The sequence below is a fragment of the Variovorax sp. Root434 genome, assembly GCF_001426595.1.
Taxonomy (GTDB): Bacteria; Pseudomonadota; Gammaproteobacteria; order Burkholderiales; family Burkholderiaceae_C; genus Variovorax.
The window spans coordinates 957,411-982,441 of record NZ_LMEK01000012.1; the positions used below are offsets into that span (position 1 = coordinate 957,411).

A 25,031-nucleotide genomic window follows, 5' to 3' on the forward strand; every position below is an offset into this window, starting at 1 on the left:
AGCGGCCCGGCGGCTCATGCGCGTGCTCCCTTCGCATCGACGGGCAACGATGCAAGAGCATCGGGCTCGACGCCCTGCTCTGCCGCAACGGCGCGGCGTGCATCCTGCACGTGTTCTGGCTGCGCCTGCTTCTTCTCCCTCGACAACCACTTGCGCACCAGCCCCACGATGCCGTTCGGAAGGAACAGCGTGACAGCAATGAACAAGGCGCCCAGGAAGTACAGCCAGTACTCGGGGTACGCCACCGTGAGCCAGCTCTTCGCGCCGTTGACGATGAAGGCGCCGATGATCGGCCCGATCAACGTCGCGCGCCCGCCCACCGCGGCCCAGATCGCGATCTCGATGGAGTTGGCCGCGCTCATCTCGCCGGGGTTGATGATGCCGACCTGCGGCACGTACAGCGCGCCGGCCACGCCGCACATGATGGCGGAGATGACCCAGATCGTGAGCTTGTACGGCAGCGGGTTGTAGCCCGAGAACATCACGCGCGTCTCGGCGTCGCGAATGGCCTGCAGCACGCGGCCGAACTTGCTGCCGATGAGCCACTTCGCGAACAGGAAGAAGCCCAGCAGCGTGAGGCCGGTGAGCGCGAACAGCGTCATGCGCATTTCCTGCGTGGCGATCGGGATGTTCAGGATGCGCTTGAAATCGGTAAAGCCGTTGTTGCCGCCGAAGCCCGTCTCGTTGCGGAAGAACAGCAGCATCGCCGCGAAGGTCATGGCCTGCGTGATGATCGAGAAGTACACACCCTTGATGCGCGAGCGGAAGGCGAAGAAGCCGAACACGAAGGCGATGAGCCCGGGCACCGCGACGATGAGCAGGAGCGTCATTCCGAAGCTGCCGCTGAAGGTCCAGTGCCAGGGCAGCTCCTTCCAGTCGAGGAACACCATGAAGTCGGGCAGGTCGCTCTTGTAGTTGCCGTCGCGGCCGATCTGGCGCATGAGGTACATGCCCATCATGTAGCCGCCCAGCGCGAAGAACAGGCCGTGGCCCAGCGAGAGGATGCCGGTGTAGCCCCAGATCAGGTCCATGGCCAGCGCGCAGATGGCGTAGCACATGATCTTGCCGACCAGCGCCACGGCGTAGTCGCTCATGTGCAGCGGGCTGTCTGCGGGCACCCACATGTTGAGAGCCGGCGCGACCGCGCACACGACGATCAGCGCGACGAAGAAGGCCGTCCAGCCTTTACCGCTCAGCAGCGGCCCCTTGGTAGGAAGTACAACCTTGCTCATGCTTCCGCGCTCCGGCCCTTCATCGCGAAGATGCCCTGAGGTCTCTTTTGAATGAAGATGATGATGAAGACAAGCACCGCGATCTTCGCGAGCACCGCGCCCGCCCAGCCTTCGATGAACTTGTTGAGAATGCCCAGCCCCAGCGCCGCGTACACGGTGCCCGCGAGCTGGCCGACGCCGCCCATCACGACCACCATGAAGCTGTCGACGATGTAGCTCTGGCCGAGATCAGGGCCGACGTTGCCGATCTGGCTCAGCGCGCAGCCCGCGAGGCCCGCGATGCCGGAGCCGAGCGCGAAGGCGTAGGTGTCGATGCGGGCCGTGTTCACGCCCATGCACGAGGCGATCGGCCGGTTCTGCGTGACGCCGCGCACGAACAGGCCCAGCCGCGTCTTGCCGATGAGCCAGCCCATCGCGAGCAATACCAGCGCCGCAAAAATAATGATGCAGATGCGGTTCCATGGCAGCGTCACGTTGCTCAGCATCGAGAAGCCGCCGCTCATCCAGCCGGGGTTTTCCACGCCGACGTTCTGCGCGCCGAACAGCGTGCGCACGAGCTGCTGCAGCATCAGGCTGATGCCCCAGGTAGCGAGCAGCGTCTCGAGCGGGCGGCCGTAGAGGAAGCGAATCACGCCGCGTTCGAGCACCGCGCCGACCAGCGCCGATGCGAGGAACGACACCGGGATCGCAGCGACGAGGTACAGCCCGAACATCGACTCGGGCAGGTACTTCTGGAAGATGCCCTGCATCACGTAGGTGGCGTAGGCGCCGATCATCATCAGCTCGCCGTGCGCCATGTTGATGACGCCCATCAGCCCGTAGGTGATGGCGAGGCCCAGCGCGGCGAGCAGCAGCACCGAGCCCAGGCTGATGCCGCTGAACACGGCGTTGATGCGGTCGCCCCAGACCAGCGAACCGTCGATGCTGGCAATGGACGCGACGATGGCGGCCTTGACGTCCGCTTCGGTTTCGTCGGTCAGGCGCTGGTTGAGCAGCAGCTTGGTGTCGGGGTTGCGGTTGTTGCCCAGTTCTTTCGCGGCCACGAGGCGCTTGGCCTTGTCGGCGCTGGTGAGCATGCTGGCGGCGCGCACCAGCTCGAGCTGCGCCTTGATCTTCGGGTTGGTCTCGGCGGCCAGCGCCTTCTCGACCATCGGGATGCGCGATTCGTCAGGCTCCTTGAACAGGGCCTGTGCGGCTTCGGCGCGCACCGCGTCGTCCTTGCTCGTGAGCTTGAGCGCGGCCTGCGCGGCATCGAGCGCGCCGCGCATGAGGTTGTTGTTGACGACGTCTTCGGCGGTGTCGGGCACCTTCAGCTCGGCGCCGGTGACGGGGTCGAAGCCTTTGTCGTCCTTCATCACGAAGACCTTGTCTTCGGTGTACTTGACCGCGTCGTCGGACATCGCCTGGATGAAGGCGGCGGTCTTCTCGTCGGCCGTGAGCACGGCCTTGTTGAGCGCGGCGATGCGGGCTTCGGATTCGCCGGAGGCGATGGCCTTTGCTTCGTCGGCGGTCAGCGCGTGGGCGGCCGATGCCATGAGGAGCATGGCGGCGAAGGCGCTGTGAAGGGTTCGTCGAAGCATCATGAAAGTGGGGTTGGGGTTGGCTCCCTCCCCTTCCGGGGGAGGGTTGGGGTGGGGGCACGCGGCACCTGCACAAGCGCAGCGCTCGAATCGACCGCCGCCAGCCCCCACCCCTGCCCTCCCCCAGCGGGGGAGGGAGAAAAGCACACTTACAGCGACTTGCCAGCAGGCTGATCCGGCTTCTTGTCGTTGCCTTCGATGTACGGGCTCCAAGGCTTCGCCTTCACCGGACCCGGCGTCTTCCACACCACGTTGAACTGACCATCGGCCTTGATCTCGCCGATGAACACGCTCTTGTGCAGGTGATGGTTCTTCTCGTCCATCTTCGACACGATGCCCGAGGGCGCCGTGAAGGTCTGGCCGGCCATGGCGGCGATCACCTTGTCGGTGTCGGTCGACTTGGCCTTCTCCACCGCCTGCTTCCACATGTGGATGCCGATCCAGGTGGCTTCCATCGGATCGTTGGTGAGCGGCTTGTCCTTGTGGCCGGCGATGTTCTTGGCCTTGGCGTACTCGCTCCACTGCTTGATGAAAGCCGTGTTGGTCGGGTTCTTGATCGACATGAAGTAGTTCCATGCGGCAAGGTGGCCCACCAGCGGCTTGGTGTCCACGCCGCGCAGTTCTTCCTCGCCCACCGAGAAGGCGACGACCGGCACGTCCTTGGCCTTCAGGCCGGCGTTGCCCAGTTCCTTGTAGAAGGGCACGTTGGAGTCGCCGTTGATGGTCGAGACCACCGCCGTCTTGCCGCCGGCCGAGAACTTCTTGATGTCGGCAACGATGGTCTGGTAGTCGCTGTGGCCGAACGGCGTGTACTTCTCGTCGATGTCGGTGTCCTTCACGCCCTTGCTCTTCAGGTAGGCACGCAGGATCTTGTTGGTGGTGCGGGGGTACACGTAGTCGGTGCCCAGCAGCACCCAGCGCTTGGCGCCGCCGCCTTCCTTGCTCATCAGGTAGTCGACGGCCGGAATGGCTTGCTGGTTGGGCGCCGCGCCCGTGTAGAACACGTTCTTCGAGAGCTCTTCACCCTCGTACTGCACGGGGTAGAACAGCAGGCCGTTCATTTCCTCGACCACCGGCAGCACCGACTTGCGCGACACCGAGGTCCAGCAGCCGAAGATCACCGAGACCTTGTCCTGACCGAGCAGCTGCTTGGTCTTCTCGGCGAACAGGGGCCAGTTGGAAGCCGGGTCGACCACCACGGGCTCGAGCTGCTTGCCCAGCACGCCGCCCTTCTTGTTGATGTCGTCGATGGCCATCAGAACGGTGTCCTTCAACACGGTTTCCGAGATGGCCATCGTGCCCGACAGCGAGTGCAGCACGCCGACCTTGATGGTGTCGGCGGCAAATGCGGGCGCAGCAGAAATGCTGGCCAGCGCGACGGCGGCGGTAAGCGCCTTGAGTGTGAAACGACGTTGCATGTGGACTCCTGCTCCGGGGTTGGTTGACCTTGGCGCCAGCGCTGTGCTGGCGTGGGAGGGAGTTTGCGGAATGCACCAGGACGGGGAAATACGCCGGGTGGCGTACACGGAGGTACTCAGGCGGACGGCGGCGGTGCCGGGTACTTCCGGGCGTTGACCAGCATCTTGCTTCTTGCCGCTTCCACCAGGTCGATGCCGAGCTTGTCGGCGAGCTGGAGCAGGTAGAGGAAGACGTCGGCGATCTCCGTGCCGATCTCGGCGCGCTTGTCGGCCGGCAGCGAGCGGCTCTGCGCTTCGGTGAGCCACTGGAAATGTTCGAGCAGCTCGGCGGCTTCGACCGAGAGCGCCGAAGCGAGGTTTTTGGGGGAGTGGAACTGCTCCCAGTTGCGGGCCTGGGCGAAGTCGCGCAAGGCTTGGGTGAGTGAGGTCAGATCGGATTCCATGGCACACCAGTCGTCGGGCGGCGAGTGTGGCACGGCTCCAGGGAAGAAACCCAATCCGGGCATGCACATACCCAGATTGGGCAAGACGTCACAACCGGGGCGCCGAGGGCCGGGTGCCTCGCCAGTGAAACATCGCGACGAGAAGAGCCGACACCATCAGGTACACCAGCGCCACCCCGAACGCGCCCGAATACGCAGCGGTGTCCGCCGCATCTCCCAGCCGCCCATAGAACAGGATCCCGATCAACGCCACCCCCAGCGCGTTGCTCGCCTGCTGCACCATCGACAGCACGCCCGAGGCCACGCCTGCATGCTGCGGCGGCAGGCCGGCCAGCACGGTGGACACCAGCGGCGCCATCACCATGCCGAGGCCCGCGCCCTGCACCAGCAGCAGCGGGACCATCCAGGCGACCACGTGCGAATGGCCCGCCCATCCCGCCACGTTGACGAACTGCAGCGCATGCCCCGCCGCCAGCACGAGGGCGCCGAGCGCGATGGGCGGCTTGCCGCCGAAACGCCGTGCGAGGCGCGCACCGGCCATCGACGTCGCGAAGAAACCGACCGCGAGCGAAGTGAAGACCATGCCCGACGTCAACGGGCCCAGCGCCAGGCCCTGCTGCAGGTACAGCGCCAGCACGAAGTACAGCGAGGCGTTGCCCACGTAGAAGGCCAGCGTGGTGAGCAGGCCGGTGACGAAGCGGCCGTTGGCCAGCAGCGCCGGCGCCACCAGCGGCGCACCGCCGCGCACGGCGAGCCGGCGCTGCTGAAAAGCGAATGCGGCGAGCAACGGCAGCGCAGCCGCAAGGCACAGCCAGCTCCACAGCGGCCAGCCCTGCTCGCGGCCTTCCACCAGCGGCAGCACCACGGCCACCGAGCCCGCGGCCGCCAGCAGCATGCCGGCGAGGTCGAGCCTGCTGTTGCCGTGGTTCGCCAGCGGCGGAATGACGCGCGGCGCGAGCACCAATGCCAGCAACCCGATGGGCACGTTGATGAGGAAACAGCTGCGCCAGCCCAGCCCCGCCGGATCGGCGTGGATCAGCAGGCCGCCGACCAGTTGCCCGAGCGTGGCACCGAGCCCCAGCGTGAGCCCGTAGGCCGCGAAGGCGCGCGCCCGGCCTTCGCCGCTGTAGGCCAGCCCGATCATCGCCAGCACCTGCGGCTGCAGCAGCGCGCCGGCCAGGCCCTGCAGCACGCGCGCGGCCACCAGCAGCTCGGCATTCGGTGCGAAGCCGCAGGCCGCGGAGGCCAGCGTGAACAGCAGCAGGCCCAGCATGAACATGCGGCGCCGGCCGAACAGGTCGCCGAGCCGGCCGCCGGTGATCAGTCCCGCCGCGGTGGCCAGCCCGTAGCCCGCCACCACCATCTGCAGGGTGCCGGCGCTCGCCAGCAGTTCGCGCTGCATCGACGGCAGCGCGACGTTGACGATGAAGAAATCCAGCACCACCAGGAAGGTGCCGCTGAGCATGACCCACAGGCCGAGCCGGCCGGGCCCGGTCGCGCCTGCGCTCTGCTGGCCGCCCGATGGAGAAAGCGATGCTGCCGAGGCAGCGATGTTCGACTGAGTCATGGTGGTAACCAGTGTTGGGAGAAAGGGGCGCGACGACAATGACCTGCGAGGTCATGGCCGATGCGCCGGCCGCTCAGACGGAAGGCGTCGCAGGATGAATTGGTAATCGACGGCAATGCGGCCGTCCCCGGCCAGCACCAGGAACTGCAGCCCCAGTGCTGCCACGGGACCGCCGGCAGCCGGGACCATGTGCCAATGGAACATCACCGCGTCGCGCAGGAACTGGGCATCGCCCGCGCGGACGAAGCGAAAGCCCGCATCGCGCACGTTCTTCTCGTGCGAGCCGGTGACGCGCTGGTGCAGCGCCTCGTAGCCTTTGGCCTGCAGCGTGCGCACGTAGTGCTCGCCCTCGGGCACCCAGAGGCCGGCGATCGCAGTGCGGCGGGCGGTGGCGTCGGGCTCGTTCCAGGCGGCGACGTAGCGCTCGGCGAGTTCTTCGGCGGATTCATTGCTTTCATTCATGGTCTGCTCCGGTGTGCTGCAAGAGTGAAGCCGCAGTTTCGGTCTCGACTGCTGGACAGTGAATGCCTGAAAATCCGTCCTTCTTGTCCATTCGTCCAACACCACAGGAGCCGCCCATGGACCCGCTCGACGATGTCTTTGCCGCGATGCGCGTGCGCAGCGCCTTGTATGCCCGCCTCGAGGCCGGCGCGCCGTGGGGCCTGAGCCTGGCCGGCGGCGAGAGCGCGCGCTTCGGGCTCGTGGTGCGCGGCGGCTGCCTGCTCGAGGTCGAGGGCGTGGCGCAGCCGGTGGCGCTGGCGGCGGGCGACTGCTATGTGCTGGCGCACGGCACGCCCTACATCCTGCGCGACCATCCGAACACGCCCACGGTGAGCTGCACCTCCGTCGTGCGCGACCGCATCGGCGGGCTGGTGGAGCTGGGCGGCACGGGCACCGCCGCCTCGGTGATCTGCGGCTGGTTTCACTTCGACCAGCGCGCCGCGCAGCCGCTGCTGGCGCTGTTGCCGGTGCTGCTGCACGTGAAGATGGAGCAGGCACGCGCCCTGGCGCTGCAGGGCACGCTGCAGCTGCTGGCGATGGAAACCGGCGAGCCGGGTCTCGGCTCCAGCCTGCTCGTGAGCCGGCTGGCCGACATCGTGTTCGTGCAGGCGGTGCGCGCGCACGTCGCGGCCAATGGCGAATCGCAGACGGGCTGGCTGGCCGCGCTGGCCGACGCGCGCATCGGCCCGGCCCTGCGCGCGATGCACAAGGACATCGCACGCGGCTGGACGGTGGAGGCGCTGGCCGGTGCCGCGAGCCTGTCGCGCTCCGCCTTCGCGCAGCGCTTTCGCGAGCGCGTGGGGCAGTCGCCGCTGGAATACCTCACGCAATGGCGCATGTTCAAGGCCGGCAACATGCTCGGCCAGGGCGATGCCGCGGTGGGTGCGATCGCAAGCGCGGTGGGCTACGAATCGGAGGCCGCATTCAGCAAGGCCTTCAAGCGCGAGAAGGGCATTGCGCCCGGTGCGTGGCGAGCCGCCGCGCGCGAAGGCGCCACGGCGTAGCGGCTCCTCTCTTCAGGCCTTCACTACGGCACTGCGGCCTTGAACTGCGCCGCCGCGAAGGCCCAGGCCATGCGCGTGGCATCGGGCCCCTCGGGGTCGCTGAACAGCAGCTTCGGCGCGCCGCCGCTCCACGAATGGCCCAGCCCCGCGATCTCGCACAGCGTGACGAGCGCGCGGCCCTTGCGCCTGAAGTCGGTCACGCGCATCGGGCGGCGCTTGCCGCGCTGCATGTCGCGCGGCAGTCCGGGCCGCGCGCCCACGGCCGTGGCCCACACCGCGGCGCTGCTGACGGCATTGCTCGGCGCGACCACCGCGTCGGCATCGCCGTGCAGCACCAGCATCGGCGGCAAGGTGGTGAAGACGGCCGCGGCGCCCATCGCCTTGCCGACCGCCGTGGCGGGCATCGGCGGCACGTTCTGTCCGCGCATGGCGCCGAGGGCGGTGGCCGACGACTTCGCTGCGCCGGGCGCCACACCCGAATGCATGACGACGGCGCGGAAGCGGTTCGGATAGCGCGTCGCAAGCAGGGCCGCCATGCTCGCGCCGGCCGAGAGACCGGCAAGCGCCACGCGGTCGCGGTCCACGGGATACAGCATGCAGGCCTGATCGATGGCGGCCATCAGCGTTGCTGCTTCGGCGTCGGCCTTGCCGGAGCGGCGCTCATACCAGTTCCAGCAGCCCTGCGGGTGGGCGATGCGGTCCTGCTCGGGGTAGAGCACCAGGAAGCGCTGGCGCACGGCCAGCGCGTTCATGCGCGTGCTCGCGGCAAAGTCGCGCCCGGTCTGGCCACAGCCGTGCAGCATGACCATGAGCGGCAGTTTCTCGCCGGGCTGCAGTTGCAGGCCGGCCGGACGGAACAGGTGATAGCCGCGCGCGCCGCCCGGCCCCATCGCCATGCCGCTGAGCCAGTCGCCACGGCCCGGCGGCGGCTTGAGCCGCTTGGCGGTGGCGCGCTGCACCTGCCCCGCCACGCGCTTGCTGTTGCTCAACGTGATCTTGGTGAGTGCCTTGAGGTTGCGCTCGTAGGCGCGGGCGAAGACGGAAGCAGCGGAACGACGGGCCATGGCGCGCAGTGTGAAGGCAAAGCGCCGGGCGGCCAAATGCCGGCCCTCCCGCCATCCGGCGCCTCAGTAGATCTCCGGCACGATCATGTTGGCCGGCACGGGCTGGCGCAGGTAGTCCGCATGGCGCACGCGCTCCGGCAGCTCCACCGGCGGATGCGGCACCTCGTTGTAGGGCAGCTGGCCCAGCAGGTGGCTGATGCAGTTCAGCCGCGCCTTCTTCTTGTCGACCGCCTGCACCACCCACCACGGCGCCTCGGGGATGTGGGTGCGCTCCAGCATGATTTCCTTCGCCTTGGTGTATTCCTCCCAGCGGCGGCGGCTTTCGAGGTCCATCGGGCTCAGCTTCCACTGCTTGAGCGGATCGTGGATGCGGCCGAGAAAGCGCATGTGCTGCTCGTCGTCGGTGATGGAGAACCAGTACTTGATGAGCTTGATGCCCGAGCGCACCAGCATCTTCTCGAACTCGGGCACGGTGCGGAAGAACTCCTCGTACTCGTCGTCGGTGCAGAAGCCCATCACGCGCTCGACGCCGGCGCGGTTGTACCAGCTGCGGTCGAACAGCACCATCTCGCCCGCGGCCGGCAGGTGCGCGGCATAGCGCTGGAAGTACCACTGCGTGCGTTCGCGGTCGTTGGGCGCGGGCAATGCGGCGACACGGGCCACGCGCGGATTCAGGCGCTGCGTGATGCGCTTGATGACGCCGCCCTTGCCCGCCGCATCGCGGCCTTCGAACAGGATGACGACTTTCTGCTTGCTGTGCTGCACCCAGTCCTGCAGCTTGACCAGTTCTCCCTGCAGGCGAAACAGCTCCTTGAAGTAGGCCTGGCGGGTGGCCTTGTCGGCGGACGCGGTGGCTGACGGATCGAGGCCGTCGATGTTGCGGTCCTCGATCTCCAGTTCGAGCTCTTCGTCGTAGCTGTCGATCAGGTCGCGGGCGATGCGTTGCATCAGGTCTTCGTGGTCGGGAAGTGCGCTCGTCAGCATGGTGGGCAAGAAGAAGGTGGAAGGGTCGGAAAAAGCATGCTGCTCGCCCCATATGACGGCTGCGTGACGGTTCGAGGCCGATTGACACGCCGTTGTCACACGGCGCGAACACCATCTGGAGCCATTCCAACACCCCAGAATCGTCCATGAACACGCTCGCAGCCCCGCATGCCGAGTTGCCGCCGGCGTCCGCCGCGCACCGGCCCAAGCTCGACGCCAAGCCCGGCCCGCTCACGCTGATCACCTTCGTGGGCCTGCTGGCCGCCGGCCTGCTCTTCACGGCCTGGAGCCTGGTCGGCGACGTCACGGCCTCGGGTGCGCCGGTCACCACCTGGGTGCCCTACATCCTGCTGGGCGTGGCCTTGCTGATTGCACTGGGCTTCGAGTTCGTCAACGGCTTCCACGACACGGCCAACGCGGTGGCCACGGTGATCTACACGCACTCGCTGCCGCCCAACTTCGCGGTGGTGTGGTCGGGCTTCTTCAACTTCCTGGGCGTGCTGGTGTCCAGCGGCGCGGTGGCCTTCGGCATCATCGCGCTGCTGCCGGTGGAACTGATCCTGCAGGTGGGCTCGGGCGCGGGCTTCGCCATGGTGTTCGCGCTGCTGATCGCCGCCATCATCTGGAACCTGGGCACGTGGTGGCTGGGGCTGCCGGCTTCTTCCTCGCACACGCTGATCGGCTCGATCATCGGCGTGGGCGTGGCCAATGCGCTGATGCATGGCCGCGACGGCACCAGCGGTGTCGACTGGGCGCAGGCCACCAAGGTGGGCTATTCGCTGCTGCTGTCGCCGATGGTCGGCTTCGGCTGCGCCGCCCTTCTGCTGCTGGCGCTGCGCGCCTTCGTGAAGAACCGCGCACTGTATGAAGAGCCCAAGGGCAGCGAGCCGCCGCCGTGGTGGATCCGCGGTCTGCTGATCCTGACCTGCACGGGCGTGTCGTTCGCGCACGGCTCCAACGACGGCCAGAAGGGCATGGGGCTGATCATGCTGATCCTCGTGGGCACGGTGCCGATGGCCTATGCGCTGAACCGCGCGATGCCCGCCAACGAGACCGTGAAGTTCGTGGCCGTGGCCGAGATGGCGCAGAACGCGCTGAACCGCAGCGTGCCCGGTTCGCTGCCCGCGCAGCAGGCGGCGCCGCAACCCGCCGCTGCGCGCGAGACGCTTTCTACCTACGTGCGCACGCGCGAATTCAGTCCCGCCGTGGTGCCCGCGCTGGCCGCGACCGCGGGCAGCATCGGCGAGCAGGTGCGCAGGCACGGCTCGCTCGCAGCGGTGCCGGCCGAGGCCGTCGCCAACGTGCGCAACGACATGTACCTGGCCTCCGAAGCCATCCGCCACCTCGACAAGAGCGGCGCCGCCAGGTTCGACGGCGAGACGAAGCTGCGCGTGGGCGCGTTCCGCCAGGAGCTGGACGATGCAACGCGCTTCATCCCGCTGTGGGTCAAGGTCGCGGTCGCCATCGCGCTTGGCCTGGGCACGATGATCGGCTGGAAGCGCATCGTCGTCACGGTGGGCGAGAAGATCGGCAAGACGCACCTGAGCTACGCGCAAGGCGCCTCGGCCGAGGTGGTGGCGATGATCACCATCGGTGCGGCCGACATGTACGGGCTGCCTGTGTCGACCACGCACGTGCTGTCCTCCGGCGTGGCCGGCACCATGACGGCGAGCGGCTCGGGCCTGCAGATGTCCACGCTGCGCAACCTCGCACTGGCCTGGGTGCTCACGCTGCCGGTGGCGATGCTGCTGTCGGGGTCGCTCTACTGGCTGTTCACCCGCATCTTCTGACCACGCATCTTGTCGGCACTCCATGACCTCGCCGCCCAGTCCTATGGCGGCGACGAAGCCGGGCTGATCTCCGGCTATCTCTTCGACGCCTCGGCGCCAGAGCCCGCGCAGGCCATCGACTCGGCGCAGGCCGCCGCATGGCTGGCCGAAGAGCGCGACCGTGAATGCACCGAGGAAAACCCGGCGTACGTCTGGCTCCATTTCAACCTGAGCCACGCGCATGCGGAGCGCTGGCTGTTGCGGCACGCGAACCTGTCCGACACCTTCTACGAGACGCTGCACGAAGGCCTGCCTTCCACGCGCATCGAGCGCGACGACGACTCGCTGATCGCCGTCATCAACGACGTGCACTTCGAGTTCAGCTTCGAGCCTTCGGACATCTCCACGCTGTGGATCAGTGTGGGCCCGCGCCTCGTGGTCACCGCGCGCACCAAGCCGCTGCGCTCGGTCGACACGCTGCGTACTGCCGTGAAGGCGGGCGACGCGCCGCGCTCGAGCACCGAGCTGCTCGAGCACCTGCTGCGTGCGCAGGCCGATGTGCTGGTGAAGATCGTGCGCGGCGTCACCTCGCGCATCGACCGCATCGAGGACGAACTGCTCGCCGGCCGCCTCGACCACAAGCGCGCGCGGCTGGGCGTGCTGCGCCGGCTGCTGGTGCGGCTGCAGCGGCTGCTGGCGCCCGAGCCGGCCGCCCTCTTCCGCCTGCTGCAGGGGCCTCCCGCGTGGATGTCCGAGCCCGACGCGCAGGCGCTGCGCGGCTCGACCGAGGAGTTCTCGGTGGTGCTGCGCGACATGCAGGCGCTGCAGGAGCGCATCAAGCTGCTGCAGGAAGAAATTGCCGCCAACGTCAACGAGGACAACAACCGCAGCCTGTTCGTGCTGACGGTGGTCACGGTGCTGGCGCTGCCGATCAACATCCTGGCGGGCCTGTTCGGCATGAACGTGGGCGGCATTCCGCTGGCGGACCACAAGCACGGCTTCTGGATCGTGGTGGCGATCGTCGCGAGCTTCACCGCGGTGGCGGCCTGGGCGGCTTTCCGCAAGAAGCGCTGAGCCCCGCGCCACGGCGCAGTAATGCTATTTATTTAGTAGCGTCTCGCGCAGCATCCATGCGCCCGCATCGATGTTCCAGACCCCCTAGAATGGCGGGGTGTCCTCCATCCTCAATGCCGATCTTCACTGCCACTCCGTGGTCTCCGACGGCACACTGACGCCCGAAGAACTGGCCGCGCGCGCAGCCGCCAACGGGGTCGAACTCTGGGCCCTCACCGACCACGACGAGGTCGGCGGCCAGCATCGCGCCGCCGCCGCGGCCCGTGCCAATGGCATGCGCTACCTCACCGGCACCGAGATCTCCGTGACCTTCGCGGGCGAAACGGTGCACATCGTCGGCCTGGGCTTCGATGCCGACGACGCGGCCATGTCGCAAGGCCTCTACGACACGCGCGGCGGCCGCGGCAAGCGCGCACAGGAAATGTCCGAGGGGCTGGCCAAGGTCGGCATCCACGGCGCGTACGAAGGTGCGCTCAAGTTCGTCGGCAACCCCGAACTCATTTCGCGCACGCACTTCGCGCGCTTCCTCGTCGAGAAGGGCCACTGCCGCGACACGCCCGAGGTGTTCCGCAAGTTCCTCACCGAAGGCAAGCCCGGCTACGTGCCGCACCGCTGGGCCACGCTGAAGGACGCGGTGCAATGGATCACCGGCGCCAAGGGCATGGCCGTGATCGCGCACCCGGGCCGCTACAAGTTCACGGCCAACGAGGAGTACGCGCTGTTCCTCGAATTCAAGGCGCACGGCGGCAAGGCGATCGAGGTCGTCACCGGCAGCCACACGCCGGCCGAGTTCGTCGAGTACGCCGACAAGGCGCTCGAGTTCGATTTCGCCGCCTCGCGCGGCAGCGATTTCCACAGCCCCGACGAGAGCCACTGCGACCTCGGCAAGCTGCCGCCGTTGCCCGGTGCGCTCACTCCTGTGTGGGAACTGCTCGGCGATCGCATCCAGCAGTGAGGCAGAGCTCCGGGCCCGGTATCGACAACGCGGCTACTGTTGCGCTGGCGAATGCACGCGTGGCGCAGCAGCGCAGCCGCAGCAAGGAATCGGAACGCATCCTCGCGGGCATCGGCATGGTGCTGGTCGCGAGCGCCTGCTTCGCCACGCTCGACACCGCCACCAAGTTCTCGACCGCCGGCGTGCCCATCTTGATGGCCGTCTGGTTTCGCTATGCCTTCCAGGCGGTGGCAACCACGGCGGTGCTGCTCCCGCTGCACGGCGCGGCGCTGCTGCGCACGCGGCACCCGCGCTACCAGGTGCTGCGCGGCGCATTGCTGCTGGTGTCGAGCACGCTGGCCTTCCTGAGCCTGCGCTACATGCCGCTGGCCGAGTTCACTTCGATCGTGCTGATCGCGCCGCTGGTGATCACGCTGCTGGCGGCCACCGTGCTCAAGGAGCAGGTCTCGCCGCTGCGCTGGATGCTGGTGGCGGGCGGCTTCATCGGCACGCTCGTCATCCTGCGCCCGGGCGGCGAGGCTTTTGGCTGGGCGGTCCTGCTGCCCATCGGGCTGGTGCTGACCAACGCGTGGTTCCAGGTGCTCACGAGCAAATTGGCGCAGACCGAGAACCCGCTCACCATGCACTTCTACACGGGCTGGGTCGGCACGCTGCTCGCGTCGCTTGCGCTGCCTTTCGTATGGGCCGCCCTGCCTTCGTGGGAATGGTGGGCGCTGCTGTGCCTGATGGGCTTCATGGGCACGGCGGGCCACTTCATCCTGATCCTGGCTTACCAGCGCGCGCCGGCTTCCACGCTCACGCCGTACCTCTATGCCCAGATCGCCTTTGCCATGCTGGGCGGCTGGCTCGTTTTTTCACAGATGCCCGACCGCTCTTCGCTCATCGGCATGGCGCTGATCGCAGTCTGCGGCGCGGCCGGTGCGTGGCTCACGGTGCGCGAGCGCCGCGTGCCGATCGAACCCACCGAATCCTGATCAGGAGATTGTTCTTTCATGGCCCAGTACTTCGAAGTCCACCCCGAGAACCCGCAGCAGCGGCTGCTGAAGCAGGCCGCCGCGCTGCTGGGGCGCGGCGAGATCGTGGCCGTGCCTACCGACTCCAGCTACGCGCTGGCCTGCCACCTCGACGACAAGGACGCGGTCGACCAGCTGCGCCGCATCCGCCAGGTCGACGAGAAGCACCACCTCACCCTGCTGTGCCGCGACCTCAGCGAGCTGGCCAACTACGCACGCGTCGACAACAAGCAGTACCGCCTGCTGAAGGCGGCCACGCCCGGCCCCTACACCTTCCTGCTCGAAGCGACCAAGGAAGTGCCGCGCCGCGTGAGCCATCCGCAGCGCAAGACCATCGGCCTGCGCGTGCCCGACCACAAGGTGCTGCTGGAGCTGCTTGCGCTGCACGGCGCGCCGCTGCTGGCCACCACGCTGATCGCTCCCGGCGAGACCGAAGCGCTGAACGACGCGCAGACGATTCGAGAACGCTTCGAGAAGCAGATCGCCGCGGTCATCGATGCCGGCGCCTGCCCTTCGCAACCGACCACCGTGGTCGACCTCACGCCCATGGGCACGGGCGACGACCCGGTCGTGGTGCGGCAGGGGCGCGGCGCATTGGCCGTGCTCGGCCTCTGAAATCGGGCTGATAACCACTCCCATCTGACACAATCGCCCAGTGGATTCCAACCTGATACAGACCATCCTGATCTACGCGCTGCCGGTGATCTTCGCGATCACAGTGCACGAGGCGGCACACGGCTATGTAGCCCGCCATTTCGGCGACGACACGGCCGAGGTCATGGGACGCGTCACCCTCAACCCGATGAAGCACATCGATCCCATCGGGACCATCCTGATGCCGTTGATGCTGTACTTCGCAACCTCGGGCGCCTTCCTGTTCGGCTATGCCAAGCCGGTGCCTGTCAACTTCGGGCGGCTGCGCCACCCGAAGCGCGACATGATCTGGGTGGCGCTGGCGGGGCCCGTCTCCAATTTCATCCAGGCGATCCTGTGGGCCGTGCTGTTCATAGTGCTGGTCGCGGCCGGCTTCGACAGTAAACACTTTTTCATTCAGATGGCGCAAGGCGGCATCCTGGTCAACCTCGTGATGTGGGCCTTCAACCTGTTTCCGCTGCCCCCGCTCGACGGCGGGCGCGTGCTGGCGGGCCTGCTGCCCAGCGGGCAGGCCCAGATGTTCCTGGCGCGCATCGAGCCGTACGGCTTCTTCATCGTGATGGGCCTCGTCATCGCGGGCGTCGTCAGCACCTACTGGCTGCGCCCGCTGATGGACGTGGGCTACTTCGTCATCAACCTGCTCATCACGCCGCTCAAGGCATTGCTGCTCTAAGTCCTGTTCGTCCCATGGCCCCGTCCTCCAAAGCTCCCTTGCGCGTCCTGACCGGCATCACGCCGTCGGGCACGCCGCACCTCGGCAACTACGTCGGTTCGATCCGCCACTCGGTGCGGCAAAGCGTCGCGACCGGCGTGCAGAGCTTCTTCTTCCTGGCCGACTACCACGCACTTATCAAGGTGCAGGAGCCGGCGCTGATCCAGCGCTCCACCCTCGAGATCGCCGCCAGCTGGCTGGCGTGCGGGCTCGACCCCGAGCGCGTCACCTTCTACCGCCAGTCGGACATCGTCGAGATCCCCGAGCTGACCTGGTTCCTCACCTGCGTCACCGGCAAGGGCGTGCTCAACCGCGCGCATGCCTACAAGGCGCAGCTCGACAAGAACGTGGCCAAGGGCGAGGACCCCGACGCCGACGTGACGGCCGGCCTCTTCATGTACCCGGTGCTCATGGGCGCCGACATCCTGATGTTCAACGCCCACAAGGTGCCCGTGGGCCGCGACCAGGTGCAGCACATCGAGATGGCGCGCGACATGGCGCAGCGCTTCAACCACCAGTACGGCGAGCACTTCACGCTGCCCGAAGCCGAGATCGACGACGCCGTCGCTACCCTGCCCGGCCTCGACGGCCGCAAGATGAGCAAGAGCTACGGCAACACGATCCCGCTGTTCGCGCCGCGCGCACAGCTGCAAAAGCAGATCGCCAGCATCGTGACCGACTCGCGCGCCCCCGGCGAGCCCAAGGACACCGAGGGCTCGGCCCTGTTCCAGATCTACCAGGCCTTTGCCAGCGCCGAGGAAACCGAGTCGCTGCGCAAGGCATATGCCGGCGGCATCGGCTGGGGCGACGCCAAGCAGTTGCTGTTCGAGCGCATCGACCAGGAAGTGGCGCCGCTGCGCGCACGCTACGACGCACTCATGAACGACCCGGCGCAAATCGAGCGCATCCTGCTCGCCGGCGCCGCGAAGGCGCAGGCCCTGTCGAAGCCCTTCATGGCCAGCCTGCGCCATGCGGTCGGCCTGCGCAATCTCGCGGCCGGCAAGGACGCCGGGCAAGCTCGGGCGGCCAAGGTCGCGAAGCCCAGCTTCAAGCAGTACCGCGAGAAGGCGGACGGGCTTTTCTATTTCAAGCTGTTGGATGCGCGCGGCGAAACCCTGCTGCAGAGCCGTGGATTCACGTCGCCGCAGGAAGCGGGTCGTACCATCGCGCTCTTGCAGGCGCAGCGCGGCCAGACGCTCACCACGCTGGCCGCGTTGGCAGGCCAGCTGGAACCCATCGGGACAGAAGAAACACGCGCCGTCACCGAGGCGCTTGAGGCACTGGCGGAGGCAACACCCACGACCAGCGGGAGTTGATCCGGCAAACCCATCGGCTTACCTGCCGGTGGGCAGGACGAGAGAAGACGGTGCGATCACAAAGGAAGAAAACATGAGCATTTATGTCATCGACGACCACCCCCTGATGCGCGACGCGATCGTGATGGTCTTGCGGCGCTTGCGCCCGGCCGAGAACATCGTCGAGCTCGAGCGCCTCGACAAGCTCGCGGGCTCTGTGCAGCAGCGTGGCGCGCCGACCCTCTTCTGCCTGGACCTGAAGCTCCCGGACACCAATGGCGTGTCGGGCGTGATCGCGGTCAAGCAGGTCTATCCGAACGTGCCGATCGCCGTGTATTCGGCGGCGCCGTCCGCGGACATGGAGGACGCCTGCATCGAGGCCGGCGCCGACACCTACATCGAGAAGTCGGCCAGCTCCAACGAGTTGGCGGCGGCCTTGCGCGGCCTGCTGATGGCCGGCTCGGAAGACGAAGCCGACGAGATGCCGGCCGCCAACAGCGGCAAGCTCTCGAAGCGCCAGACGCAGCTGATCGCCATGCTCGACAAGGGCATGAGCAATCGCGACATCGCCACCGACCTGGAGATCAGCGAGCACACGGTGAAGGTGCACCTGTGGCGCCTGTTCCGCAGGCTGGGCGTGAAGAGCCGCACCCAAGCCCTGCACTACGCGCGCACGAACGGTTTGCTGTCTGGTTAACCCCCAGGGCTTCGCGCACTTCGTGTCGCTGCGCCAACCCCCTTGCAGGGGGCAACACCTGAGGCCCGGCGGAGCCGGTTCCTCGGTGTTTCTGGAAATGAAAAACCGCGCATCTGCGCGGTTTTTTTATAGGCGGCGCAAGGGCGCTGGAGGACGATTGCTCAACCACCCGACGCACTCACCCGCGCCTGTGCCACCGCCTCGTCGGCGTCGTGCAGCGCCACCCGGAACACGCTGCCGCGGCCCAGGCGCGAACGCACGCTGACAGGGTGGCCCAGCACGTGCGACAGCCGCGCGACGATGGCCAGCCCGAGGCCGAAGCCGTCGGAGGTGCCGGCATGGTCTGCCACCTTGTAGAACTCCAGGAACACATCGCGCAGGTGCTCGGGCGCGATGCCGATGCCGGTGTCCCACACCTCCACGCGCAGGCCGTCGCGCGTCTGCCGCGCAGCCAGCAGCACGCCGCCTTCCGTCGTGTACTTGATCGCATTGGCCAGCAGGTTGCCGATCATGCGGCGCACGCGGATCGGGTCGGTCAGGAACGAGCCTTCGCACACGTGCACGCGGAAGTCCAGCCCGCGGCTCTCGGCTACCGGGCGGTATTGCAGTTCGAGGTCGTGCAGTAGCTCGGACATGTCGACCCGCTCGACGTGCAGGCGCACCTGGCCCGAATCGATGCGCGCCAGGTCGAACATCGAGTCGAACAACGCATTCACTGCGTGCGTGGCGCGCACGATCTTGGGCGCGAGCTCCAGCACCAGTTCAGGCTCGTTGCGCAGCCAATCCGCATACAACGAAAGTGCCAGTACCGGCTGGCGCATGTCGTGCGCAGCGCTGGCCAGGAAGCGGTTCTTCATGGCCACGGCCGATACCGCCGCTTGCCGCTGCTGGGTCAGCGACTTGATCAGGATATGGTTATGGAACAGCAGCTCCAGGCTGTTGCGCGCCGTCTCGTGGATGTGCCTCCCCGCCCGCAGCAGCAGGAACCAGTGCAGCACCGGCAGCACCGGCATCAGGTAGCCGAACTGGAACTGCGGATGCTGCAGCGTGATGGACACCAGCCGGATCAGCACCGCGCCCAGCATCGTGATGAACAGCGTGTTGACGTAGCGCTTGAGCAGCGGCGGATGCAGCGCCAGCCCGTTCAGTGGAAAGGTGCCCACGCCGGCCACGATGAGCCAGCTCATGAACTGGTTGACCTGCGGCGTGCGCTCGAAGAACAGCAGCACCGAGAGGCCCCACACCACCGCGCTGGTGCTCCAGACGAAGCCATAGCGTTCGGTGAACTGCTGCTGCGCCGCCGCACTGCGCCCGGCATAGCGCACCGCATAGACCTGTGCGCCCCAGGCACGGCACGCAGTGGCGAGCAAGCCTGCCACCAGCCAGGTGAGCAGCTCCCAGCGGGGCACGTAGGCCCAGCTCAGGCCGACCATTGCCGGCATCAGCGCACCCGAAACGAAATACGAGCCCTTCGCAGAGCGCATGAGGCTGCGAATGAGTTCGCCGCGCACCCATGATTCGGCTTCGTCGGCCGAAGCCGGGGCGGGGGTCATGCTGGCGATAGACGCATTGGCCATAAGACCGGGGATCTTAACGGGCCGCCCGACATCGTTTCACCACGTAACCTTCGAAAACGGCACCCGCCAATCCGGCCCTTAAGCAGGAAGAGTTCATGCCCTTGCCGGTGGACGGGGTGGGCACGGGCACCCGGCTAACATGGCATCTGCTTGTGCAACCCGAACCCCATGCTGAACAACCTGACCCCCTTCCTCATCCACTGGGCCATCACCGCCCTCTCTCTGTGGGTGGCCAGCCACCTCTTTCGCGGGCTCAAGTTCGACAGCACCGGTGCGCTGGTGGTCTCGGCGCTGCTGCTGGGCCTGGCCAACGCGATCGTCAAGCCGCTGCTGATCGTGCTCACGCTGCCGCTGACGCTGGTGACCTTCGGCCTCTTCCTGCTGGTCATCAATGCGCTGATGATCCTGCTGGTGGCCGCGCTGGTGAAAGGCTTCCGGGTGTCGGGCTTCTGGACCGCGCTGTTCGCGAGCATCTTCATCTCGCTGCTGAGCATCTTCATCGGCTCGTTCGTCACGGGCAGCGACCCGGCCGAGAAGGTGCAGATGCCGCAGAGCGGCAACTGGCTCTGAGCGCCTTCGCGCTCAGGCGAAAGACATCGAGCGACGCGCCCTACTTGCCCCAGACGGCCTTGTACTTGTCGCGGTACCCGTTGTCCGGATCGAACACGTTCTTCGGCCCGCCGTCCTTGCCCACGTTGCCCACCGTCACGAGGTGCACCTTGGGCACGTAGCCCGACCACTTCTCCTTGGCGAAGGCGCGGTTCAGCTCATCGACGATCTGCCAGCCCTGCATGTTCAGCGGCTCCGGCACGGTGCCGGCCTGGAAGCGCTGCGTGCGGATGCGCTGGTACGCGGCCTCGGAGCCGTCGCCGGCCGACACGGCCTTCGGGTTGGCGTCGCCCTTCTTGCCGGCCGCCGTGAGCGACGGGCCCATGAAGTCGAAATACAGGTCGTTGATGGCCAGCGAGTGCGTCCACTTGTCGCCGAAGCGCTGCAGCAGCGAGGTGGTGAGCTGCGGCATGCGGGTGGAGCTTTCGGCAATCGGGCTGTCCTCGAAGCTCAGCACGGTGCAGCCGCCGCACTTCTTGATGACGGCCTCCATCGCCCGCGCCTTGTAGAGCGCAATCGCGTACTGCGAGTCGGTGAAGATCACCACGCCGGCCTTGCCGTTGGAGTCGGCCACCACCCACGAGGCGGCAACGTCGGCCACGTCGTCGGTCACAGTGGTCACGTTGGCGAACAGGCCCGCCTTGTCGTTCGGGCCGGGCTGCTCGCCCGAGTGCCAGCCGACCAGCGGAATGCCCGACTTGGCCGCGCCCGAGAACGCGGCCTTCTGCTCGGTGGTGTCGAAGCCGCCGACCACGATGCCCGCAGGCTTCACGGCCAGCGCCTGGTTGAGCGCGGCGGTGCGACCGCTCACAGTGCCCTGCCCGTCGATGACGCGCACCGTCCAGCCGATGGCGCGGGCCGCTTCTTCCACGCCCTTGCTGACGCCGACGATGCCGCCGTTCTTCATGTCGCCCGCGACGAAGACGATGGTCTTGCCGGCGGCGGCCTTCGGGCCGGCGGTGGGGCCGTCCCATTTCTCCTTGGTCATGGTCGCGACCTCGACCTTCTGTTTCGCCGCTGCGAGAAAGTCGTCGGCCATCGCCTTGTGCGCCAGCGTGGCGCCACACAGGGCCAGCACGGCGGCGGCCGCGCGTGCGTGAACACTCTTCTTCATGCTTTGTCTCCGGTGGTTGTGATGGGAACGGGCTGCGCGTGGTCGAGCTGGCGCTCGGCGATGCGCCGCTTGATCGAGCGGTTGCGCCGCTGCTGCGCCCAGCCCGCGATGCCGATGGACACCAGCAGCGTCAGGCCGTTGAACAGCGGCTCCACATAGAAGGCGCCGCCGAACTGCTGGATGCCCGAGATGCCGATGGCAAGAATGGCCACGCCGACCAGCGTGCCCCATACGTTCACGCGGCCGGGCCGGATGGTGGTGGAGCCGAGGAAGGCGCCGACCAGCGCCGGCAGCAGGAATTCGAGCCCCACGCTCGCCTGCCCGATCTGCAGCCGCGATGCGAGCAGCACGCCCGCGAAGCCCGACAGCAGCCCCGAGGCGACGAACGCACCCATCACATGCCTGCGCACCGAAATGCCGTTGAGCTGCGCCGCCTTCGGGTTGGCGCCAATCACGTACAGCGCGCGGCCCAGCGGCGTGAACTCGGTGACGATCCACAGCGTGACGCTCACCGCGAGCACATAGAACGCGCCCACCGGCAGCCCCAGCAGGCTGCCGCCCGCGATGCCCACGAAGCCGTCGGGCAGTTCGCCCACCACCTGCCGCCCGCCGCTGTGCCACATCGCCACCGCGTAGATCACGGTGCCTGTGCCCAGCGTGGCGATGAACGAATCGATCTGCGCGAGTTCGACCAGCAGCCCGTTGAGCACGCCGAACAGCGCCGCGCACAGCAGCACGACGAGCACCGCCGCCGGCCACGGCAGGCCGAGCTGCGTCTGCAGGCTGATCGCGAGGATGTGCCACAGCACGATGCCGTAGCCCACCGTGAGGTCGATCTTGCCGGTGATCATCGGGATGGTCGCGGCCAGCGCCAGCAGCGCGATCACCGACTTGTCGGCCAGGATCGCGCGCAGGTTGAACAGCGTTGGGAAAGTGTCGGGCAGCAGCAGCGAGAACAGCAGCGCCAGCGCCACCATCAGCATCACCAGCCCGTAGACCGGCATCGCGCGGCCGATGCCCTGCGCGAGGGAGATGGCCTCGCCGTCGAGGGACTTGTCGGGCTCCAGCGCCGTGGACTTGATCGAACTGCTCATGCTGATATTTCCTCGCGCGTTGCCGCGCCTGCTGCCAATGCCAGGAGTCTTTCGACCGTGATCGCCTCGCCCGCGAGTTCGGCGGCGATCAGGCCGTCGCGGAACACCAGCACGCGCGTGCACACGGTCGCGATTTCCTCGAAGTCGGTGGAGACGACGACCAGCGCCGTGCCTGCCTCGGCGCGCTCGCGCAGCACGCCGTAGATCTGCCGCTTGGCGCCGACGTCCACGCCGGCGGTGGGCTCCTCGAGCACCACCAGAGGCTTGTCGAGATGGAACCAGCGCGCCAGCACCACCTTCTGCTGGTTGCCGCCAGAGAGCTGCTGCACTTCGGCCGAAGGCGCGGGCGGGTTGATGTCGAAGCGCGCGATGAGCGAGAGCGCATGGCCGGTCTCGCGGCGCGGGCGATCGAAGGCCAGGCCGCGGTCGCCGTGCAACGCGGCGTTGGGGAAGAGGTTCTCGAGCACGGTCATCGAGCCGGCGAGGTTTTCCTCGAGGCGTTCGCCTGCGACGTAGGCCACGCCGGCGCGGATGGCGTCGGCCGGGCAGGTGAAATCGCATGCATTGCCGAGCAGCTGCATGCGGCCGGCCGACAACGGCTCGCGGCCGAAGATCGCGCGGCTGATGGCCTCGTGGCCCGCACCGCGCAGGCCGACGAGGCCCAGCACCTCGCCGCGGTGCACCGCAAGGCTCAGCGGGCCGGCGTTACCGCTGGCCGCGCCATCGAGCTGCAGCACGGGCTCGCTGAGCGCCGGGGCCTTCGCCTTCTGCACCGAAGCCGACAGCGCCTTGCCCACGATCAGCCCGACGAGTTCGCCTTCGTTCGTCTGCGCCGTGGTCTTCACGGCCACCAGCTTGCCGTCGCGCATCACGGCCGCGCGGTCTGAAATGGCCATCACCTCGTCGAGCCGGTGCGACACGTACAGCATCGCCATGCCCTGGCGGCGCAGTTCGCGCAGCACGCCGAACATGCGCTCCACGTCGCTCATCGGCAGGCTGGCCGAGGGCTCGTCGAGCACCAGCAGCCGCGCCTTCACCTCGAGCGCGCGGCCGATGGCGAGCAGCGATTTCTCGGCGCGCGTGAGCGAGAACACGCGGCGGCCGGGGTCGATGTCGCAACCCACGCGCGCCATCACGCGGCGCGCGGTGTCGTTCGCGGCCGACCAGTCGATGAGCCCGAAGCGGCGCGGATAGCCGGTGCCCAGGCCCACGTTCTCGGCGACAGTCATCCATTCGACGAGGCCCAGGTCCTGGTGGATGAAGGCGACCGGCTGCTCGCGCCGGTCGCTGCGCCGCCAGTCGGCCTGCGGCTTGCCGTCGAAAAGAATCTCGCCCTGGTCGGCGGGATAGATGCCGGCGAGCAGCTTGATGAGCGTCGACTTGCCCGCGCCGTTCTCGCCGAGCAGCGCGAGGATTTCTCCGGCGCGCACGTCGAGCGTGACGCTGTCGACGGCCTGCGTGCCGCCGAAGCGCTTGCTGATCGACTGGAACTGCAGCAGTGGAGAAGCGGTGCTCATGCGCCGACCGCCCCGCGGGTGTTCAGGCGGATGCGGTAGAGCGAGGTCGAGGCGCACACGTACAGCTCGTTGCCGTCGCTGCCGCCGAAGGTCAGGTTGCCCACCTTCTCCGGCACCGCGATGCGCGCCATGCGCGTGCCGTCGGGGTGGTAGACCTGCACGCTGTCGGCGCTGCTCGTGTAGACGAAGCCGTGCACGTCGACGCGAAAGCCATCCGCGAGCCCCGGCGCCACGACCGCGAACACGCGCGGGTTGCCGAGGTCCTGCCCGCCGATCACGTCGAAGGCGACGATGTGGTGATGCCCCGAGCCGTCGGTGCGCAACGCGGCCGACGTGTCGCTCACGTAGAGCAGACTTTCGTCGGGCGAGAAGGCCAGACCGTTGGGCTCCTCGACGAAGTCGCTCACCGAGCGCAGCGCGCCGCTCGCGGGATCGAAGCGGAACACGTGGTTGCGGCCCAGCTCGCTTTGTGCCTTGTGCCCTTCATGGTCGGACACGATGCCGTACGGCGGATCGGTGAACCAGATGCTGCCGTCGCGCTTCACGACGATGTCGTTGGGCGAGTTGAGGCGGCGGCCCTGGTAGCGGTCGACCACCACCTCGTCGTCCTGCGGCGGCAGCCCCGAGCCGAAGCGCGTGCGCACGATGGCACGCCGGCCGTGCGAGCAGTGCAGCAAGGCGCCATCGGCTTCGCGCGTGTGGCCGTTGGTGAACTCCACGCCCTCGCGCCACACGCTCATGCCGGCCTCGGCATGCCAGCGCAGGATGCGGTTGTTGGGGATGTCGCTCCACAGCACCGCGCCGTCTTCGCGCATCCACACCGGGCCTTCGCTCCAGGCAGCGCCGGTGCACAGGCATTCGAGCGGGCCGGCATCGCGGGCCACGGAGGCAAAACGGGGGTCGAAGACTTCGATGGTCATGGCCACGGCGCTGGTTTCCCTGAACTTGGGGCTCGCAGTGTGGCACTCAAAAAGATACCGGTAACTTAGGCTTTTCCCGTATGCCGGTTTCGCCTTTTTTACTCTTAGAAAATCCTGATTCGCCGTATTCTTTTGTTCATCGATTTTGGCCCATCATGGGTTATCGGTATCTGATTCCAGGTCGCTCTTGCGTCGCATATCCTCGAACCCGCATTTCCGAGAGAGAAAGAAGCCCCTT

General features: G+C 67.4%; 23 protein-coding genes. 10 read left to right on the forward strand and 13 right to left on the reverse strand.

What is annotated here, in order from left to right; all coding sequences use genetic code 11:
- Positions 1-14: 14 nt before the first annotated feature.
- From urtC to ASD05_RS14975, 6 genes are all read right to left on the reverse strand, one after another.
- The gene (gene urtC / locus ASD05_RS14950) at positions 15-1,232 is read right to left on the reverse strand and encodes an urea ABC transporter permease subunit UrtC (RefSeq protein ID WP_056593615.1); all 1,218 of its coding nucleotides are present in this window, start codon (positions 1,230-1,232) and stop codon (positions 15-17) included.
- Positions 1,229-2,776: an urea ABC transporter permease subunit UrtB gene (urtB, locus tag ASD05_RS14955; protein WP_056594471.1), complete on the reverse strand. Its 1,548-nt coding sequence runs from the start codon at positions 2,774-2,776 to the stop codon at positions 1,229-1,231. Before urtB ends, urtC begins: the two co-directional genes overlap by 4 nt.
- A gap of 185 nt (positions 2,777-2,961) precedes the next feature.
- Positions 2,962-4,230, reverse strand: coding sequence for an urea ABC transporter substrate-binding protein (gene urtA / locus ASD05_RS14960; protein ID WP_007837226.1), 1,269 nt, complete (start codon positions 4,228-4,230; stop codon positions 2,962-2,964).
- A gap of 116 nt (positions 4,231-4,346) precedes the next feature.
- Complete coding sequence (locus tag ASD05_RS14965) at positions 4,347-4,673, reverse strand: nucleotide pyrophosphohydrolase (RefSeq protein ID WP_056593618.1); 327 nt, start codon at positions 4,671-4,673, stop codon at positions 4,347-4,349.
- 88 nt (positions 4,674-4,761) lie between these two features.
- Positions 4,762-6,240: an MFS transporter gene (locus ASD05_RS14970; protein ID WP_056593622.1), complete on the reverse strand. Its 1,479-nt coding sequence runs from the start codon at positions 6,238-6,240 to the stop codon at positions 4,762-4,764.
- A gap of 51 nt (positions 6,241-6,291) precedes the next feature.
- Positions 6,292-6,702 (reverse strand): hypothetical protein, encoded by a 411-nt coding sequence (locus ASD05_RS14975; protein WP_056593625.1) that lies wholly within the window; start codon positions 6,700-6,702, stop codon positions 6,292-6,294.
- A 116-nt stretch (positions 6,703-6,818) separates the two neighbouring features.
- Between ASD05_RS14975 and ASD05_RS14980 the strand changes: the two genes are divergently transcribed.
- Positions 6,819-7,745, forward strand: coding sequence for an AraC family transcriptional regulator (locus ASD05_RS14980; protein WP_056593628.1), 927 nt, complete (start codon positions 6,819-6,821; stop codon positions 7,743-7,745).
- Positions 7,746-7,768: 23 nt separating this feature from the next.
- Here ASD05_RS14980 and ASD05_RS14985 read toward each other — a convergent pair whose 3' ends face one another.
- Both ASD05_RS14985 and ppk2 read right to left on the reverse strand, forming a co-directional pair.
- Positions 7,769-8,809, reverse strand: a complete 1,041-nt coding sequence (locus ASD05_RS14985) for an alpha/beta hydrolase family esterase (protein WP_056594473.1) — start codon at positions 8,807-8,809, stop codon at positions 7,769-7,771.
- 63 nt (positions 8,810-8,872) lie between these two features.
- Positions 8,873-9,793 carry a polyphosphate kinase 2 gene (ppk2, locus tag ASD05_RS14990; protein WP_056593631.1) on the reverse strand — a complete coding sequence of 307 codons (921 nt, stop codon included), beginning with the start codon at positions 9,791-9,793 and terminating at the stop codon, positions 8,873-8,875.
- 146 nt (positions 9,794-9,939) lie between these two features.
- On the opposite strand from ppk2, the gene ASD05_RS14995 reads away from it, so the two are divergent.
- The 8 genes from ASD05_RS14995 to ASD05_RS15030 all read left to right on the forward strand — a co-directional run bounded on the left by ASD05_RS14995 (position 9,940) and on the right by ASD05_RS15030 (position 17,962).
- Positions 9,940-11,583 carry an inorganic phosphate transporter gene (locus ASD05_RS14995; RefSeq protein ID WP_056593634.1) on the forward strand — a complete coding sequence of 548 codons (1,644 nt, stop codon included), beginning with the start codon at positions 9,940-9,942 and terminating at the stop codon, positions 11,581-11,583.
- Between the two features lie 9 nt (positions 11,584-11,592).
- Positions 11,593-12,636, forward strand: a complete 1,044-nt coding sequence (locus ASD05_RS15000) for a transporter (protein WP_056593637.1) — start codon at positions 11,593-11,595, stop codon at positions 12,634-12,636.
- Between the two features lie 97 nt (positions 12,637-12,733).
- The gene (locus tag ASD05_RS15005) at positions 12,734-13,591 is read left to right on the forward strand and encodes a 3',5'-nucleoside bisphosphate phosphatase (RefSeq protein WP_056593640.1); all 858 of its coding nucleotides are present in this window, start codon (positions 12,734-12,736) and stop codon (positions 13,589-13,591) included.
- Entirely contained in the window at positions 13,588-14,565 is a 978-nt protein-coding gene (locus ASD05_RS15010) for a DMT family transporter (RefSeq protein WP_056593643.1), read from the forward strand. The genes ASD05_RS15005 and ASD05_RS15010 overlap by 4 nt, the downstream gene beginning before the upstream one ends.
- A gap of 18 nt (positions 14,566-14,583) precedes the next feature.
- On the forward strand, positions 14,584-15,219 hold the full coding sequence (locus ASD05_RS15015; protein ID WP_056593646.1) for an L-threonylcarbamoyladenylate synthase: 636 nt from the start codon (positions 14,584-14,586) through the stop codon (positions 15,217-15,219).
- A gap of 40 nt (positions 15,220-15,259) precedes the next feature.
- On the forward strand, positions 15,260-15,931 hold the full coding sequence (locus ASD05_RS15020; protein WP_056593650.1) for a site-2 protease family protein: 672 nt from the start codon (positions 15,260-15,262) through the stop codon (positions 15,929-15,931).
- A 14-nt stretch (positions 15,932-15,945) separates the two neighbouring features.
- A complete protein-coding gene (locus ASD05_RS15025; RefSeq protein ID WP_056593653.1) occupies positions 15,946-17,286 on the forward strand; it encodes a tryptophan--tRNA ligase in 1,341 nt (446 codons plus the stop codon).
- Positions 17,287-17,359: 73 nt separating this feature from the next.
- A complete protein-coding gene (locus tag ASD05_RS15030; RefSeq protein ID WP_007837193.1) occupies positions 17,360-17,962 on the forward strand; it encodes a LuxR C-terminal-related transcriptional regulator in 603 nt (200 codons plus the stop codon).
- 161 nt (positions 17,963-18,123) lie between these two features.
- Here ASD05_RS15030 and shkS read toward each other — a convergent pair whose 3' ends face one another.
- Positions 18,124-19,539 (reverse strand): surface-behavior sensor histidine kinase ShkS, encoded by a 1,416-nt coding sequence (gene shkS, locus ASD05_RS15035; protein ID WP_056593656.1) that lies wholly within the window; start codon positions 19,537-19,539, stop codon positions 18,124-18,126.
- 168 nt (positions 19,540-19,707) lie between these two features.
- On the opposite strand from shkS, the gene ASD05_RS15040 reads away from it, so the two are divergent.
- A complete protein-coding gene (locus ASD05_RS15040; protein ID WP_056593660.1) occupies positions 19,708-20,109 on the forward strand; it encodes a phage holin family protein in 402 nt (133 codons plus the stop codon).
- A gap of 40 nt (positions 20,110-20,149) precedes the next feature.
- Here the strand turns inward: ASD05_RS15040 and ASD05_RS15045 are convergent, their stop codons facing one another.
- From ASD05_RS15045 to ASD05_RS15060, 4 genes are read right to left on the reverse strand one after another with little or no spacing between them, the layout of a single operon-like run.
- Complete coding sequence (locus tag ASD05_RS15045) at positions 20,150-21,262, reverse strand: substrate-binding domain-containing protein (RefSeq protein ID WP_056593663.1); 1,113 nt, start codon at positions 21,260-21,262, stop codon at positions 20,150-20,152.
- Entirely contained in the window at positions 21,259-22,356 is a 1,098-nt protein-coding gene (locus ASD05_RS15050; RefSeq protein ID WP_056593666.1) for an ABC transporter permease, read from the reverse strand. The genes ASD05_RS15045 and ASD05_RS15050 overlap by 4 nt, the downstream gene beginning before the upstream one ends.
- A complete protein-coding gene (locus ASD05_RS15055; RefSeq protein WP_056593668.1) occupies positions 22,353-23,873 on the reverse strand; it encodes a sugar ABC transporter ATP-binding protein in 1,521 nt (506 codons plus the stop codon). Before ASD05_RS15055 ends, ASD05_RS15050 begins: the two co-directional genes overlap by 4 nt.
- On the reverse strand, positions 23,870-24,793 hold the full coding sequence (locus tag ASD05_RS15060; protein ID WP_056593670.1) for an SMP-30/gluconolactonase/LRE family protein: 924 nt from the start codon (positions 24,791-24,793) through the stop codon (positions 23,870-23,872). The genes ASD05_RS15055 and ASD05_RS15060 overlap by 4 nt, the downstream gene beginning before the upstream one ends.
- Positions 24,794-25,031: the final 238 nt, after the last annotated feature.

Coding starts and splice junctions, on each gene's coding strand:
- ASD05_RS14970 (WP_056593622.1), bottom strand. CDS start 6,240: ATGACTCAGTCGAACATCGCTGCCTCGGCAGCATCGCTTTCTCCATCG.
- ppk2 (WP_056593631.1), bottom strand. CDS start 9,793: ATGCTGACGAGCGCACTTCCCGACCACGAAGACCTGATGCAACGCATC.
- urtC (WP_056593615.1), bottom strand. CDS start 1,232: ATGAGCAAGGTTGTACTTCCTACCAAGGGGCCGCTGCTGAGCGGTAAA.
- ASD05_RS15045 (WP_056593663.1), bottom strand. CDS start 21,262: ATGAAGAAGAGTGTTCACGCACGCGCGGCCGCCGCCGTGCTGGCCCTG.
- ASD05_RS15055 (WP_056593668.1), bottom strand. CDS start 23,873: ATGAGCACCGCTTCTCCACTGCTGCAGTTCCAGTCGATCAGCAAGCGC.
- ASD05_RS14985 (WP_056594473.1), bottom strand. CDS start 8,809: ATGGCCCGTCGTTCCGCTGCTTCCGTCTTCGCCCGCGCCTACGAGCGC.
- ASD05_RS15025 (WP_056593653.1), top strand. CDS start 15,946: ATGGCCCCGTCCTCCAAAGCTCCCTTGCGCGTCCTGACCGGCATCACG.
- ASD05_RS15030 (WP_007837193.1), top strand. CDS start 17,360: ATGAGCATTTATGTCATCGACGACCACCCCCTGATGCGCGACGCGATC.
- shkS (WP_056593656.1), bottom strand. CDS start 19,539: ATGGCCAATGCGTCTATCGCCAGCATGACCCCCGCCCCGGCTTCGGCC.
- ASD05_RS14975 (WP_056593625.1), bottom strand. CDS start 6,702: ATGAATGAAAGCAATGAATCCGCCGAAGAACTCGCCGAGCGCTACGTC.
- ASD05_RS15060 (WP_056593670.1), bottom strand. CDS start 24,793: ATGACCATCGAAGTCTTCGACCCCCGTTTTGCCTCCGTGGCCCGCGAT.
- ASD05_RS15050 (WP_056593666.1), bottom strand. CDS start 22,356: ATGAGCAGTTCGATCAAGTCCACGGCGCTGGAGCCCGACAAGTCCCTC.
- urtB (WP_056594471.1), bottom strand. CDS start 2,776: ATGCTCCTCATGGCATCGGCCGCCCACGCGCTGACCGCCGACGAAGCA.
- ASD05_RS15015 (WP_056593646.1), top strand. CDS start 14,584: ATGGCCCAGTACTTCGAAGTCCACCCCGAGAACCCGCAGCAGCGGCTG.
- urtA (WP_007837226.1), bottom strand. CDS start 4,230: ATGCAACGTCGTTTCACACTCAAGGCGCTTACCGCCGCCGTCGCGCTG.
- ASD05_RS15040 (WP_056593660.1), top strand. CDS start 19,708: ATGCTGAACAACCTGACCCCCTTCCTCATCCACTGGGCCATCACCGCC.
- ASD05_RS14980 (WP_056593628.1), top strand. CDS start 6,819: ATGGACCCGCTCGACGATGTCTTTGCCGCGATGCGCGTGCGCAGCGCC.
- ASD05_RS14995 (WP_056593634.1), top strand. CDS start 9,940: ATGAACACGCTCGCAGCCCCGCATGCCGAGTTGCCGCCGGCGTCCGCC.
- ASD05_RS14965 (WP_056593618.1), bottom strand. CDS start 4,673: ATGGAATCCGATCTGACCTCACTCACCCAAGCCTTGCGCGACTTCGCC.